Origin of the sequence: Peribacillus sp. NPDC097284 (assembly GCF_044761765.1) — a bacterium.
In the GTDB taxonomy this organism is placed as follows: Bacteria; Bacillota; Bacilli; order Bacillales; family DSM-1321; genus Peribacillus.
Window position 1 is genome coordinate 37861 of sequence record NZ_JBIWCZ010000003.1, and the last position, 15174, is coordinate 53034.

Here is a 15174-nt window from a genome sequence, read left to right on the forward strand (position 1 = left end):
TTTAGGGAACTACTATAAAGGAATATTATAAGAATATTTATTAGTATATTTTATATTATAGATGGTATTACGGAAAATAGGTATGAAAATTGTCGAACTTAATCGTATGAAATAGAGCGATTTTAAGGAGCTGAAAATCATTGAAAGTAATCATGCATTGGAAATATAAAACCTCCAGGAAACCTTCAGCGGATTTCACTTCAGATTGGCTTGATGCCGGAAGTGCTTTAATCATAGCTGACGACCTTGAAAAAACGGGCCGACTGAAGGACGTAGAATTCAAGGATGATTTCGATACAACATGGACGAAGAAAGAATTAAAGAAACTTTTGACAGTGGTTGAAGAGGAGCCGCAGGATGTGACGGTCTTTTTTGATGGGGGCTACCAAAAAGATCAAAAAACTGCTGGAATAGGCGTAGCCATTTATTATCGGCAGGGAAAAAAACACTTCCGCAATCGCTCGAATGTAAAGCTTGAACAATTGGAATCCAACAATGAAGCGGAGTATGCTGCATTTTATGAGGCGTTGAATCGGATGGAAGACTTGGGTGTGCATCATCAAAGCTGTTCCTTTAAAGGAGATTCCCTTGTTGTATTGAATCAATTGTCGGGAGATTGGCCATGCATGGAAGAGACCCTAAATAAATGGTTGGATCGCATAGAAGCGAAACTGGAAAAGATGAAAATCATTCCGGTCTATAAGCCAATTTCGCGGAAGGAGAATCAGGAAGCGGATCGTTTGGCAACACTCGCTCTTCAAGGTGAATCCATTTTTAGTAATTTGGAAATTATTGATCAAAGGAGTCGTAATAGCGATGAATCGGAAAAAAATATATGAAGAAGTAGAAGAGGTGATTGTATCTTACTGCCAGGATTGCTTTCTGCAAAAACAATTCCGAAAAGATAAAGGTCGTTCATATGCTCATAAGTTCTGTATATCACAGTGTACTGTGGGAGAAAAATTAAGAGAGCTGGGAAACAAACTGGTTGATGATACACAGGTATAAGAAGTGGGTCCTACTTTTTTCACAATAACATAGAATAATATGGTATTATGGGGAAAAAGAAGGAAAAGTGTGGAGCTATGAATAAAAGAAAAGGAAAGTTAAATAAAGAGTGGAAAGTACCGCTTACCATTCCCGAAATCGATTCTTTGTTGGAAGAACTGAATAAAAAGACAAAAGAAAACCAAGAGTCGTCAGTTAGTGACCTTTATGATAAACAAAAAATGGGGGATCACCTACACCACCAAATAAACGATATTACGGTACAAATAAAGAATATATTTGATGACATACGCAAAGAAGAGAAAATTCAACGCAGGACAATTGACGGAATTCAAGCGGAAATTGTCCCAGTCATTCAAGAGGCAGCCAGGATTCCGGATATTTACTACTTATTCGAAGAAATGCAGTCCAAAAACGAATATACGTATAAGCATAATATAGGGGTCGGGATCATAGCGACCTATTTAGGGAAGAAGCTCGGATTGTCGAGTGAAAGTCTCTCCAATCTTACATTAGCGGCAACCCTTCATGATGTGGGTAAAACTAGGATACCTGAGAGTTTATTAGACAAGCCGGGGAAACTAACCTTAGCAGAATATGAAGAAATGAAACGGCATACGATTTATGGATACGAGCTACTTAAGAACATACCAGGGCTCCATCCTTCTATAGCATTGACGGCACTTCAGCACCATGAGCGTGAGGATGGGCATGGATATCCATTAAACCTGAACGGGAATAATATTTACTATCTTTCCAAAATCGTAGCAATAGCTGATGTGTTTCATGCCATGTCCTCAAATCGGGTTTATCATCAGGCCATGCCATTTTATATGGTCATCGAACAAATGAACCGAGATGTATTCGGAAAATTCAATCCTGAAATTTTGTTGGTATTCATTAATTCCTTGATGGAAACGCTAGTGGGAAAAGAAGTCATGCTGACGAATCAGCAGATTGGGACGATTATCATGATAAACCCATATGACCCTCTTAAAGTACTGATGAAAACCGATGCAGGTTTCGTGGATTTAAGAATGGAAAAGGAATTACAAATTGAGCGGATCATGAGTTAATGAGAAAAAGAGCCGGATTTAAATATCGGGCTCTTTGTCCTTTGGCTTTACCGAATCGAAATAGGCTTTTAACATTACTCTATTTTCAACGAAATCGGCAATTGTATATTGATCAAGAACCTTAAGAAAAGCGTCTAAGGCATTATTAAGTACAAATTTTAAAGAACATACGGGAGAAATCACACAGTTATCATCATCTTTGAAGCATTCTACTAAGTAAAAATCTTCCTCCGTTTTACGGACCAATTCTCCAACATTTATCTCATCAGGTTTTTTTGCCAGCCGTAACCCACCATTTCGTCCGCGTACTGTCTCAATATAACCCAATTTACCAAGGTTATAGACAATTTTCATCAGGTGGTTTTTCGATATATGATAGACTTCAGAAATCTCTTTTATATTTGTCAACGTGCTTTGTTCCTGGGAAGCTAGGTAAATCAAAACTCTTAGTGAATAATCTGAATAACTCGTTAGCCTCATGTTTTTCGCCTCACATTCTATCCCTTTGACTATATCATAAATGTGAACATTTTTTAACATCAATGCTAAAGTGCTAAAAAGAAGTATTCTAGATATTGCTTTTATCGATATTTGGTTTTAAGATAAACATGTATTTAAAATACTTGTTTTTTTAAAAAGAGGAGCCTAAACATGTTATCTCAAAAAACCATTGATATCATAAAATCCACCGTGCCTGTATTAGAAGTGCATGGTACTACCATTACAACTGTTTTTTATAAAAATCTTTTTGAAGCCCATCCAGAGCTATTGAATATTTTTAATCACACTAACCAGAAAAAGGGGCGTCAACAAAACGCATTAGCGAACACGGTGCTAGCTGCCGCTAAATATATCGACCAGCTTGAAACGATTTTACCGGCAGTTAAACAAATTGCTCAAAAACATAGGAGCCTTATTGTGAAACCTGAGCATTATCCTATTGTCGGAGAATACTTATTGGCTGCTATCAAGGAAGTGTTGGGAGATGCAGCTACCGAGGAAATCCTTCAAGCATGGGGAGATGCATACGGTGTCATAGCTGATGTTTTCATTAACATGGAGAAGGAAATGTATGACCAGGCATCTAACCAGAATGGGGGATGGACTGATTTCAAACCGTTTACTGTTATTAAGAAGGTACGGGAAAGTGAAGTCATAACTTCTTTCTATTTAAAACCTGCCGATGGAGAAGCTGTCCCATCATATTTACCTGGGCAATATTTAACAGTACGCATCGAAATCCAGGGTGAACAGTATTTATTCAACCGTCAATATAGTTTATCGGATGCACCAGGAAAAGAATATTTCCGTATCTCCGTCAAAAAAGAAAAAACACAAGTCTCTCCTGATGGAAGGGTCTCGAACCACCTGCACGATGCCATTCAAGTTGGGGATAGTATTGAGGCGACGGTTCCTGCAGGAGACTTTACCCTGGACTTAAAAAAACAATCACCAATTGTCTTTCTTAGCGGAGGTGTTGGAATCACGCCTTTCTTGAGTATGATGCATTCCCTTGCTGACCTACAGTCTGAACGTGATGTACAATTGGTCCATGCTTGTGAGAATGGGGCAGTTCAGCCGTTTAGAGAAGAATTGGCAGGACTTTCACAAAAGCTAGTAAACTATCAATTATCGTATGTTTTCAAGAACCCTAGTAAAGAAGATCAAGATATTCCAAATTATGAAAAACAAGGATACATGGATGTTGAGCTTTTAAGCAATCATATTAAAGCGGATGCAGATTATTATGTATGTGGTCCTGTACCATTTATGAAAACGATCATCACTCACTTGAAGGAGCTAGGGGTCGATTCCGAAAAAATTCATTATGAGTTTTTCGGTCCAGCAATGGCCCTTTAAGATTTAGTAAGGCACCTGGAATGTTGTTGACATCACGACGATAATTTTGCATACTATATTAAAACAATGAACGTTGAGAGAAGATTAGTATGCGAAATATTACTGTGACAGAGAGCGGAGTTTATAGCTGGAAGACCCGCGACAGAAAAGCGCAGAACCTGCTTCTTGAGTCCTATGCAAAACATAGGCGCGAACCCTGGCGTTATTAGGTAAAGTGGGATGTATACATGTGCATCCAATGAAGGTGGTACCACGGAGAGAGCTCTTTTCGTCCTTATTTCGAGGATGAAAAGGGCTTTTTTTCATTTTTAAGATAGTTATTGGAGGAAAAAATCGATGGAAAAGAAGCGCATCGTTGTAAAGATAGGAAGTAGTTCTTTAACAAACAACCAAGGTGAAATCGACCAAAAGAAATTTTCCGATCATATTCACGCAGTAGCGGCCTTACGTTCAGCTGGACATGAAGTGGTTTTAGTTTCATCCGGAGCGGTAGCAACTGGCTTTCGTAAATTAGGTTATCCGACAAGACCTGTTACATTAAAAGGAAAACAAGCGGCAGCCGCCGTCGGTCAAAGTCTATTGATTCAGTCCTATATGGAGCAACTGGGCCAATTCGGGATCGTCCCGGCGCAAATTTTGTTAACAAGAAATGATTTTTCGAATAAAGAACGCTATCAAAATGCCTATGCTACATTGATGGAATTGCTTGAGCGGGGGATTCTTCCGATAATTAATGAAAATGATACCGTATCCATTGCGGAACTGACATTCGGGGATAATGATATGTTATCTGCCCTTGTTAGCGGCCTTGTCCATGCGAACCAGTTAATCATCCTAACCGATATAAACGGGCTTTATGATTCTAATCCGCAGACTAATCCCATGGCTAGCAGATTCGGCCAGCTTTCTGAAATTACCGAAGAATTGCTGCAAATGGCTGAAGGTGCGGGGTCAAGTGTGGGTACGGGTGGTATGAAATCTAAGCTGATTGCAGCTCAGACAGCCCTTTCCCTGGGAGTTAAGGTGTTTATTGGATCCGGAGAGGGGAGAGAGAAACTCCTTACCATCCTAGAAGGAAACGGTGATGGCACATATATCGGCAATGAGGTCCTAACGACTGTTACCAAAAATAAGCAGTGGATTTCCCTTCATTCAAAAGTATCAGGGGCGATTTACATCGATGAAGGTGCTGAAAAGGCTTTAGTTTCGAAAGGGTGCAGCTTATTACCTGCAGGGATATATGAGATCAAAGGGAACTTCACCAAGGGGGATGTCGTCGAAGTGTTCGGTGCCAGCGGTGTTTTGGGACGTGGAGAAGTACTATATTCATCCTCCGAATTGAAGCAGGCGATGGGAAAGCGCACGACTGAGCTTGTCCTTTCTTCGATAGAAGTCATCCATCGTGATAAATGGGTGAAAGCTTAATCAAAAAAATTCAAGGGGGTTTATGCATATGAGTGAAGTGTTAGCAAAAGGAAAAGCGGCCAAGAGCGCAAGTTATCAGCTGATCGGCCTGTCTACTGAAGTGAAAAATGAGGCACTTGAAAAAGTAGCTCAACGCCTGGTCTTAGATAAGGAATACATTTTGGCCGAAAACAAAAAGGATTTAGAAATGGGCCGCCAAAAAGGAATGAATGAATCGGTATTGGACCGCATCATGCTGAATGGAAAACGGATTGAAGATATGGCGGCGGCCATTCGCCTTTTAGTTGACTTAAAAGATCCAGTTGGCGAAGAACTAGAAACGATTGAAAAGGATAATGGCTTATTGATTAAAAAGCTACGAGTTCCGATTGGGGTCATTGGCATGATTTATGAAGCAAGGCCGAATGTGACCATAGATGCTGCGACTTTATCTTTGAAAACGGGTAATGCAGTCATCTTACGTGGTAGTTCATCCGCCAAATCTTCTAATAAGGCCTTGGTTTCGTCTATCCACAAGGCATTAGAGGGTACAGCCATCCCCGTGGATGCCGTTCAACTAATTGAAGACACCAGTCGTGAAACGGCTAAAGAGCTATTCCATCTTAACGATTATTTAGATGTCTTGATTCCTCGGGGAGGAAAGAATTTAATTGAAACCGTCATGAAAGAGTCAAGTGTTCCGGTTCTTGAAACCGGGGCAGGCAATTGTCATATTTTCATTGATGAAACGGCTGATCCGGCTATGGCGGAGAAGGTAGTCTTGAACGGAAAAACTCAGCGCCCTTCCGTGTGCAATGCCATTGAAAGTTTGCTAGTTCATGAAAATTGGTTTGAAAGCCATGGACATCGTTTATTAGAAGCCTTGGATGAAAGTGGTATAGAGATATTTGGGGATGATACGGTCTGTGCCGCTTTTTCACCAGCCAAAATGGCGACGGAAGAAGATTGGTCCGCTGAATATTTAGCACTGAAAATCAGTGTGAAAATTATCAAGGATGTATCTGATGCCATCGAACATATTAATCGTTATGGTACGAAGCATTCCGAAGCGATCCTTACCAACGAAGATTCAAATGCGGCGACCTTCTTGAAAAAGGTAGATGCAGCCGCTGTTTATCATAATGCTTCGACACGCTTTACAGACGGTTTCGAATTCGGATACGGTGCCGAAATTGGCATTTCCACGCAAAAACTTCATGCTCGTGGACCTATGGGGTTACCTGCCTTGACCTCAAGCAAGTATTTTATATATGGTCAAGGTCAAATAAGAGAGTAGAAGCATTCTAGTTCATGATGATTAGTAAAGCATTTTAACGGGTAATGGTATAGTACATTACTTTTTAAAGGAGCAGATACCATGGACAAGAGATTTATAGAAATTTTTAATAATGAAAATGAAGCAATGGTAGCAGTTGAACAGTTAAAGAAAGAAGGATATACATCCGATCAGATTTCAGTTGTGGCAAAAGATAGTAAGAATTTGTCTAATGAAATTGAAGAAGTGAGTCCGACTAAAACGGATGGACTTATAGCGGGTGCAACGGCGGGAGGGGCAGTTGGTTTAACTGGTCTACTTATTGGAATGAGTGCACTTGCAGTACCTGGCATCGGACCTATTTTGGCCGCAGGCCCGTTATTTGCCACATTTGGTGGAGCTGCTGCAGGTGCAGCATCAGGTGCAGGTGGATTGGAAAAACCATTAATGGATTTTGGATTGGATAAGGCTGAAGCAAAACAGTATGTAGAGGATATCAAGGCTGGGAAAATCTTGGTCGTTGCAGATACTCATTTAGATAAATGACAGATAGATTAACTATTGAGAAATACATACCAGAACGTTTCTGTTTCTATGTTAGGAATGTTAGTACTTAGAGGATGCTTAGGCATTCTCTTTTTTTTGTGCGTACAGGTTGTTTCGGGCACTTGAGTGAAACAAAATGTCAGGCTATACCTAGACCTGACATGGAGTAGCACTCTCTTATATTATATTATATTATCAATGTTTACGAGAGGTAATGACTCTTATGTAAATAAAAGCTTTGCTGCTTGAATGGAAAAGTATATACCGATTCCTATTAAAGAAACTCCCGATATTATCGAAATGCCTGTGAGTATAGGTTTCGATAAAAATCGTCTAAGGGAACTGGAGACGATAGCCATCGTGAAATCCCATAATAAAAGTCCAAGAAGAATTCCCAAGCTATAAATGAGTAAATGAGACATATCATATTTTGAAACGGAGTTTGCAAGTACCGAACCATAAATACCTAACCAAAACAAAATGGATAAAGGGTTCGAAAGCGACATAATGAACCCAGATAAGAATGAAGAAGCAAGTCGGTCATTGGACTTTTGATTATTCACTTCAATCTTTCCAGCGCTTAGGAGGCTTTCAATCCCTGTATAAGTCAGAACGAAAAATCCAAAAATCCATAAAAACGTCTTCAGGAAGGAGTTGTCCATAAAATGGATAAAACCAAAAAAGACAAGGGCTATAAAGACAGTATCCGCTAAAATGGCGCCCCAGCCGAAAATCCAGGCATGGAAAAACCCTTTCTTAATTCCAATGTCCAATTGAGCAGCATTAATAGGACCGATAGGAACCGCTATTGACAAGCCTAAGAATACGTAGCTTAAAAAAACAACTAAATCCAAAGTATCACCTCTTCGTCGATATGTCTTAATTGAATGTATTCAAACGGGTTGACTCTCAAACCCATTTTTTTATAATCCTAAAAAGATTGTTCAAAAGAGGGGGGAATCTATTAGATGTCGTGTGCTTGATTTATGTATTCATATTAAATATGGGGTGATTCAGACTTAGATTGTGCACAGAACCTTCCAGGTAAAAGTAATAGGTTGGGGATTTTCTCATAGAATGTACAAGTTATTACCTAAACGAATGGAGGGATGCTTTTGAGTGTACATTTACTTTTAAGTTACTTCTTTTTAGGAATAACCCTTGCTGCCCCGATTGGGCCGGTAAATTCCGCTCGAATAGATAAAGGAATCAAGAATGGATTTTGGCATGCGTGGATTGTAGGGGCAGGATCCATGATAGCAGATGCCATTTTCATGATTTTAGTTTATATTGGCATGGTAAGGTTCTTAGAGATACCAGTCGTTCAAATTTTCCTTTGGCTCTTTGGTGGATTCGTTCTCATTTATACGGGGTTCGAAAGCGTTGTTCAGTCCAACAAAATAACCTTAAATCAATATAGAAATAGGGATTCATTACTTTCCTGTTTTTTAACCGGGTTCATTATGTCGGTAACCAGTCCATTATCCATTTTGTTTTGGTTAGGGATATACGGGTCGATTTTAGCTAAAACCGCATCCAGTTATGGTACGTCACAAGTATTCATTTATAGTGGGATGATATTTCTGGGCCTCACTTGCTGGGATTTTTTTGTAGCCTTATTGACGAATGGGTTTAGGAGATTTTTAACAGAAAGAAGCTTAAGGGTCATATCCATCACCTCGGGTGCATCACTTTTAGGCTTTGGTGGTTATTTTGCTTATCAAGGCATTAAAGCCATCGTTTCATAAGGTTCTAAATCCCTTTAACACATTTCTATTTCATTATGGAACTTCTTTCTAACATAATTCATTGAAGGTTTATTCATACTATGGATGATGGAAGGGGGAATTCTTATGAAAAAAAAGCCAATTGCAACTCAGCAAAAGGGAATGCCGCTAAAAACTCTGCATCAAGTGAACAACAAGGTGACATGAAATGGTGGCAGCTATCATTAGTCGGTGTCGGATGCACGATTGGGACAGGGTATTTTCTAGGTTCGACAATAGGAATTAAAACAACTGGACCATCCATTGTATTTTCCTTTGTATTGGCTGCGTTAGGTACATATATCGTATATAATCTGCTTGCTAAAATGACAGCTGCAGACCCTCAAAAGGGTTCATTTTGTTATTATGCTAATAAAGCATTCGGAAGATGGGCTGGCTTTAGCAGTGGCTGGAATTATTGGTCCTCCAATATTTTGATAATGGGGAGCCAGCTAACAGCACTTTCGCTCCTCTCTCAATTTTGGTTTCCAAAGGTGCCATTATGGCTATTTGCCTCTGGATTCGCACTTGTTTCAATAGTGGTCGTTTTGCTGGGAACAAAGGGTTTTGACAGAGTTGAAAACATCCTTGCAGTTATCAAGACAGCGGCTATCTTCATGTTTATCATCATTGCCATATGTGCGGTAGTCGGTTGGTTTGGACTAGATGGTGGGAAGCCGCCTTCATTTCCGAATACGTACCATGAATTATTTCCAAAAGGTATGAAAGGTTTTTGGACATCGCTCATTTATGCTTTTTATGCATTTGGTGGCATTGAAGTGATAGGGCTGATGGCGATGCAGTTGAAAAAGAAAGAAGATGCGCAAAAGGCAGGAACCATCATGCTTTTAGTGCTGACCATCATCTATGTAATATCTTTAGGATTAGCCGTGACAATGGTTTCTTTGGATGCATTCAGTGAAAAAGAAAGTCCCTTTGTAACAGCCATTGATAGCTATCATCTTTCATTTTTTCCGCATGTTTTTAATGGAGCCATCATTATAGCAGGCTTTTCAACGATGACCGCTTCATTATTTGGGGTAACCAATTTGTTGGTGACGCTTGCAGATGATGGAAATGCCCCTTCATTTTTCATGAAGAAGATAAAGAAGTTTAAAGATCTTCCGTTACCTTCTCTCGTTCTGGCAGCCATCGGACTCCTGGGGTCAATTATTACAGCTTTACTACTGCCAGGAAAGATTTATGAATACATTACAACATCAGCTGGTATCTTACTTTTGTATAATTGGGGTTTCATCATACTTTCTTCGCTTAAAATTCTCGAACATAAATTGTGGAGTAAAGTCATTGCGGTTTTCGGGATTGTATTAATACTTATAACAGTTAGTGGAACCCTTCTTGAAAAAGAGATACGTCCTGGGTTCTTCATTAGTTTATTATTCATCATGATCATCGGTCTTGCTACCATTTATATGAAGTTAAAGGTTTGGAATAAGGACAAGGCGATGACGGCGAGGGCAAAAAGATCGGAACTAGATTAAAAAATGGAACCAGACTTATCGTGTCGGGTTCCATTTTTTGTTTAGATTTTGTTAACGGATTTAACTATGGGAGGAGTTGTTCTTTCTTTGTTCTTCTTCGGCCAGAAACTCAATGAAAACATTCATTGCTAAAAAAGGGTGCTCATTCACTTTTTGATAATAATTATTTTTCCTTGCATCCGTTAGATAGGTACTTTTTTTCATTCTCTCAAGGACAAACTTTTGGCTCATTTTCACTATTTCTTTTTGGTTATGTTTATTTTCTTTCATTAAAGCAAATCCTATTGCACCTATTAGTGCATAAATACATAGTGCTATTTTAGAAATAGGAAAAGAATCATTCATAAACAAGAGGAAAAAAAGATTTATGACGGAAAATCCTATCATTACGGTGGAGAAGAAACCATACTTCATATTTTTCTTCAATAAGGGATTTAATTTCATTTGGATTTTCTTCAATTCACTTTGCATTGAGTGTGGAATATTCTTGACCTTTATATTCATCGTATCCTCCTTCAGTATATATCGCTTCTGTAGTTTTTCTTTCTATATAAAAAAACATCCATTAATATAATCATTTTAAATTTGCTTCGTATTACATAGTAATTTGTTATTACATACATTCTAACGTGTAAAAAATTATTTGTCATTTATTATACGTTAAAGCGGGTACACGAGAAATGGCTAGTAAGAGTGAGAAAGAGTAGAAGAATTTTAGGGATAGGAAAATGGGGGATTATACATGAAAATCTTTAATAATTTAGTAATCACGTATTTTTTTGTCATAAATGCATGACTTTTGTTCTGTTTTATCAAGGTTCGGCTAATTAAAATCGAGTTTTCAGCTAAATCCAGCTATAATGAGTAAGCTAGAAGGATTTATAAGGTTAAGGAGGAAATAGAATGATGTCATGGACGTTAGCCATTTTGTTTGGTGTGGCAGTTTTACTCTTCATTTTTTCGTTTATAAAGACGGATTCGATGAAAGTAGAACAGCAAATTGAACAGGTTACAAGTACTTTTGGAGACGAAGTAAGCCAATTACAAATGCAAATAAGAAGTCTTGAGATAGATGCTGAAATAATGGCACAAGAAGCAGGTTTGCTGTCTGGACCCCCTGAGAAGTGGATTTTGTTGCACGATGTACTAGATTTATATAAACGTGGATATTCAATCGATAGCATAGCAGCAAAAAAAGAACGATCTATTGAAGACATAGAAAACCTACTTGCTCCTTACATAAAAGCAAAGAACGAAAGGAGAAAAGTTGTCAATGACATCTAAATCGATGCGCAGCTTTGCCGGTGGCATTCTTGTTGCAGCAGGTATATGCGGAGCAGTATATTTCTTCGATTCTGAAGAAACGGCTAGCACAAAAACAGTAGAAAAATTATCTGATGATGAGATGAAAAACAAGTTAACTTCTGAAGGGTATGTCATTCATACCGAAAAAGAATATCAAGAGCAACTTGATGAATTGAAAGCCAACCAGGAGGTAGCTGAAAAAGGGACGAGCGAAAAGATTATTTATCGGACGGTCCTGAAAGTTACCAAAGGCATGACCAGCATTGATGTTGGTAAACATCTTAAACGGTCGAAAATCATCCCGAATGCCCAAGATTTCTTTAATGAAGTCGAAAAGAAGGGCAAGGCGAACAATTTACGTCCGGGTTCTTATGTGATAGATAGTGAAATGGAGACTGAGGAAATAATCTCTATTATCTTTAAGTAAGCATATTAATGAAGCAACTCATATGAAAAGCCGACTATCAAATGGATAGTCGGCCTTTTATGTCGTCTACAAACGCCATATCATTTTCGAACTGACTACCTGAATGCAGCAGGATAGTTCAATGTTTTCAAATGGGGACCTGGGACAAAAGCGACCCCCTATCTTTCCGATTTTCATAATTAAGGTATAATATAAGTGTGAAAGTATTTTGTAACGGATTAGGTGAAGAGAATATGAAGCTGATCATTGCCGAGAAACCTGATCAAGGTTCAACATTGGCAGCTCAATTTAAATCGAAGAAACAGCAAGGATATATAGAAATCATGCCAAACGAGCTTTTCCCCGATGGCGCTTATGTAACGTGGGCAGTCGGTCATTTATGTCAACTAGTATCACCGGAAACCTATCATTCTAACTGGAAAAAATGGTCGATTGATACCCTGCCGATGATACCGGAAAAATTTCAATACGAAGTGACCCGCCAAAAGGCCAAACAGTTCAATGTGGTCAAGACTTTGCTGAGAAAACCGAATGTTGATGAAATCATTCATGCTGGGGATGCTGGTCGCGAAGGGGAATTGATTGTACGTAATATCATTCAACTATGCCATGTCAAAAAGCCGATGAAACGTTTGTGGATTTCCTCACTGACTCAAAAGGCCATATATGAAGGGTTTCAAAATCTGATCAGTGAAGAGAAAACTAGGCCGCTTTATCACGAAGCGTATACGCGTGCTTGTGCGGATTGGGTAGTAGGCATGAACGCATCAAGGGTATATAGCATTCTCTTGAAAAAAAAGGGCGTATCGGATGTATTTTCAGCAGGTCGCGTTCAGACCCCAACCCTTGCTTTGATAGTCAAAAGGGAATTAGAAATTGAACGGTTTAAATCAGAACCGTTTTGGGAAGTATTTGCAGACTTCAAGATGGATGGAAAGAAATATCAGGGAAAATGGCAACAAAACAATGATTCGAGAATCCAGACTAAAGAGATGGCAGAGAAAATAGCTGCATTTTGTAAGGGGAAAGAAGCTGAAATTGCCGATATGACAACGGAAAGAAAAGAGTTTCAGCCTCCGCTCCTATTTAATCTGTCGTCACTGCAAGCAACTGTGAATAAGCTCTATAAGTACTCACCTAAAAAAACTCTGGATATCGTTCAAAGTTTATACCAAAAAGGAATTGTATCCTATCCACGGTCGGATTCCAACTATGTCACAAAAGGCGAAGCTGAAACATTTCCGGACATTATGCAAAAATTAAGTGGATTTTCAGAATATCAACCCTTTTTCCCGTTACCTATCTCCAGTATCAGCGACAATAAACGATTTGTTAACGAAAAAAAAGTTACTGATCACTATGCCATCATTCCGACAGAACAGGTTGTAGATCCAAAACGACTTTCCGGTGAGGAACGTAATATATATGACTTAGTGGTACGCAGATTGATTGCGGCACATTATGAAAAAGCCATTTTTGATTACACGACGATCAAGACAAAGGTCGAGAAGAGGGCCGAGTTCATTTCAAAGGGTAAACAGCAGATTCAAGAAGGATGGCGTAAGGTCATTTTTCAAGATGAGAAAGATGATGATGTTCTTTTACCCCTCCTTAAGCAAGGGGATTCTGGGCTAGTGTCCAAGGTAAAAGTGAAAGAAGGAAAAACCCAGCCGCCGAAGCGTTATACAGAGGGTCAGCTAATAACCTTGATGAAAACGGCGGGAAAGCATCTGGAAAATGAAGAGCTTGAAAAGGTCCTGATGAAAACAGAAGGCTTAGGAACCGAAGCGACACGTGCGGGGATCATTACCATGCTGAAAGATCGAAAATATATTGATGTTAAGAAAAACCAGGTATTTGCAACCGATAAAGGGAAGGTTCTCATTACCGCAATTGGCGAGAAAATCCTTGCTTCTCCAGAAATGACGGCTAAATGGGAGCAGCGCCTAAGGGAAATCGGGGAAGGTAAGGCTTCCGCGGGTGCTTTCATGGAAGCCGTTAAAAAGATGTCCACAAAGATTATTAGCGATGCCGTTGAGTCTTGTGAAACCTGGGACTTTCAAGGTTTAGATATCGATTCGATTCAAAGACCGGGTTTTAAGAAAAAAAGTGTGACATCAGTAGGAAGTTGCAAGAAATGTGGTGCTAAAGTTGTCGATAAAGGGGAATTCTATGGATGTGCAAGTTATCAGAAAACCAAATGTAACTTTACCGTCTCAAAAAAAATCCTTAATAAAAAAATCAGTCAGGTCAATGTTAAAAAGCTTTTATCCCATGGAGAAACCGATGTGATCAGTGGTTTCAAAAAAGGGGACAAGACGTTTGATGCTGCTTTAATTTGGTCTGATACCGAGAAGAAGGTAATTTTTAAATTTATATCGGATCAACCAGTTAAGCAAAATTAAGCGTTTCTACCATGCCCTGAGACGATATAATCTTGTTTCAGGGTCGTTTTTATAGTAAGATTTTTAGATATGCGTTTGAATGGGAGGATTCCTGATGCCTACACCGAGCATGGAGGATTACATAGAACAGATATATTTACTTATAGAAGAAAAAGGATATGCAAGGGTTTCGGATATTGCTGAAAACCTTTCTGTACATCCTTCTTCAGTGACGAAGATGGTACAAAAGTTAGACCACGAAAAGTATTTAATCTATGAGAAGTATCGTGGTTTGGTTTTGACAGCAAATGGTAAAAAAGTGGGTAAACGACTTGTTTACCGTCATGAATTATTGGAGCAGATGCTACGATTGATAGGGGTCAAGGAAGAAAATATCTACCATGATGTTGAAGGAATCGAGCATCACCTGAGCTGGAATGCGATAGACCGAATTGGTGACCTTGTAGAATTCTTTGAGGAATCACCTAGCCGGGTTGAGGATTTAAGAAATATACAAAAGAAAAATGAAGAAAATGCAAAATAAGCTGCCATGGGCAGTTTTTTTTTGCTCTAAAACCATCATTCGTTTCTTAAATAAGCAACCACATGACGGGGAAAAG

16 protein-coding genes and 1 other annotated feature are annotated in these 15174 nt (G+C 39.0%); of the genes, 13 read left to right on the forward strand and 3 right to left on the reverse strand.

The window, feature by feature from the left end; genetic code table 11:
- Positions 1 to 140 precede the first annotated feature (140 nt).
- The 3 genes from ACIQXU_RS08215 to ACIQXU_RS08225 all read left to right on the forward strand — a co-directional run bounded on the left by ACIQXU_RS08215 (position 141) and on the right by ACIQXU_RS08225 (position 2084).
- Positions 141 to 839 carry a ribonuclease H family protein gene (locus tag ACIQXU_RS08215; RefSeq protein WP_402869057.1) on the forward strand — a complete coding sequence of 233 codons (699 nt, stop codon included), beginning with the start codon at positions 141 to 143 and terminating at the stop codon, positions 837 to 839.
- On the forward strand, positions 817 to 1008 hold the full coding sequence (locus ACIQXU_RS08220) for a zinc-finger domain-containing protein (RefSeq protein ID WP_402869055.1): 192 nt from the start codon (positions 817 to 819) through the stop codon (positions 1006 to 1008). The genes ACIQXU_RS08215 and ACIQXU_RS08220 overlap by 23 nt, the downstream gene beginning before the upstream one ends.
- A gap of 77 nt (positions 1009 to 1085) precedes the next feature.
- Positions 1086 to 2084, forward strand: a complete 999-nt coding sequence (locus tag ACIQXU_RS08225; protein WP_402988097.1) for an HD-GYP domain-containing protein — start codon at positions 1086 to 1088, stop codon at positions 2082 to 2084.
- Between the two features lie 18 nt (positions 2085 to 2102).
- Here ACIQXU_RS08225 and ACIQXU_RS08230 read toward each other — a convergent pair whose 3' ends face one another.
- On the reverse strand, positions 2103 to 2564 hold the full coding sequence (locus tag ACIQXU_RS08230; RefSeq protein ID WP_402869867.1) for an RrF2 family transcriptional regulator: 462 nt from the start codon (positions 2562 to 2564) through the stop codon (positions 2103 to 2105).
- Positions 2565 to 2735: 171 nt separating this feature from the next.
- Between ACIQXU_RS08230 and hmpA the strand changes: the two genes are divergently transcribed.
- The 4 genes from hmpA (at position 2736) to ACIQXU_RS08250 (ending at position 7170) form a co-directional block, all read left to right on the forward strand.
- Positions 2736 to 3944: an NO-inducible flavohemoprotein gene (gene hmpA, locus ACIQXU_RS08235; protein ID WP_402988100.1), complete on the forward strand. Its 1209-nt coding sequence runs from the start codon at positions 2736 to 2738 to the stop codon at positions 3942 to 3944.
- Positions 3945 to 4008: 64 nt separating this feature from the next.
- Positions 4009 to 4223, forward strand: a binding site (T-box leader).
- Between the two features lie 57 nt (positions 4224 to 4280).
- The gene (proB, locus tag ACIQXU_RS08240; RefSeq protein WP_402869051.1) at positions 4281 to 5369 is read left to right on the forward strand and encodes a glutamate 5-kinase; all 1089 of its coding nucleotides are present in this window, start codon (positions 4281 to 4283) and stop codon (positions 5367 to 5369) included.
- A 28-nt stretch (positions 5370 to 5397) separates the two neighbouring features.
- A complete protein-coding gene (locus ACIQXU_RS08245; protein ID WP_402988103.1) occupies positions 5398 to 6645 on the forward strand; it encodes a glutamate-5-semialdehyde dehydrogenase in 1248 nt (415 codons plus the stop codon).
- Positions 6646 to 6726: 81 nt separating this feature from the next.
- Positions 6727 to 7170: a general stress protein gene (locus ACIQXU_RS08250; RefSeq protein WP_402988106.1), complete on the forward strand. Its 444-nt coding sequence runs from the start codon at positions 6727 to 6729 to the stop codon at positions 7168 to 7170.
- A gap of 221 nt (positions 7171 to 7391) precedes the next feature.
- Here the strand turns inward: ACIQXU_RS08250 and ACIQXU_RS08255 are convergent, their stop codons facing one another.
- Positions 7392 to 8024, reverse strand: a complete 633-nt coding sequence (locus ACIQXU_RS08255) for a LysE family translocator (RefSeq protein ID WP_402956776.1) — start codon at positions 8022 to 8024, stop codon at positions 7392 to 7394.
- 261 nt (positions 8025 to 8285) lie between these two features.
- Between ACIQXU_RS08255 and ACIQXU_RS08260 the strand changes: the two genes are divergently transcribed.
- The gene (locus ACIQXU_RS08260) at positions 8286 to 8918 is read left to right on the forward strand and encodes a LysE family transporter (RefSeq protein WP_402988109.1); all 633 of its coding nucleotides are present in this window, start codon (positions 8286 to 8288) and stop codon (positions 8916 to 8918) included.
- Between the two features lie 182 nt (positions 8919 to 9100).
- Positions 9101 to 10438 carry an amino acid permease gene (locus tag ACIQXU_RS08265; RefSeq protein WP_402988799.1) on the forward strand — a complete coding sequence of 446 codons (1338 nt, stop codon included), beginning with the start codon at positions 9101 to 9103 and terminating at the stop codon, positions 10436 to 10438.
- Positions 10439 to 10498: 60 nt separating this feature from the next.
- Here ACIQXU_RS08265 and ACIQXU_RS08270 read toward each other — a convergent pair whose 3' ends face one another.
- A complete protein-coding gene (locus ACIQXU_RS08270; RefSeq protein WP_402988112.1) occupies positions 10499 to 10942 on the reverse strand; it encodes a DUF5392 family protein in 444 nt (147 codons plus the stop codon).
- A 399-nt stretch (positions 10943 to 11341) separates the two neighbouring features.
- Between ACIQXU_RS08270 and ACIQXU_RS08275 the strand changes: the two genes are divergently transcribed.
- The 4 genes from ACIQXU_RS08275 to mntR all read left to right on the forward strand — a co-directional run bounded on the left by ACIQXU_RS08275 (position 11342) and on the right by mntR (position 15098).
- The gene (locus tag ACIQXU_RS08275) at positions 11342 to 11722 is read left to right on the forward strand and encodes a hypothetical protein (RefSeq protein WP_402869039.1); all 381 of its coding nucleotides are present in this window, start codon (positions 11342 to 11344) and stop codon (positions 11720 to 11722) included.
- Complete coding sequence (locus ACIQXU_RS08280; protein WP_402956778.1) at positions 11712 to 12170, forward strand: aminodeoxychorismate lyase; 459 nt, start codon at positions 11712 to 11714, stop codon at positions 12168 to 12170. Before ACIQXU_RS08275 ends, ACIQXU_RS08280 begins: the two co-directional genes overlap by 11 nt.
- Before the next feature lie 233 nt (positions 12171 to 12403).
- On the forward strand, positions 12404 to 14575 hold the full coding sequence (locus tag ACIQXU_RS08285; RefSeq protein ID WP_402988115.1) for a DNA topoisomerase III: 2172 nt from the start codon (positions 12404 to 12406) through the stop codon (positions 14573 to 14575).
- A gap of 94 nt (positions 14576 to 14669) precedes the next feature.
- Positions 14670 to 15098 (forward strand): transcriptional regulator MntR, encoded by a 429-nt coding sequence (mntR, locus tag ACIQXU_RS08290; protein WP_402869035.1) that lies wholly within the window; start codon positions 14670 to 14672, stop codon positions 15096 to 15098.
- The last annotated feature ends 76 nt before the right edge of the window (positions 15099 to 15174 follow it).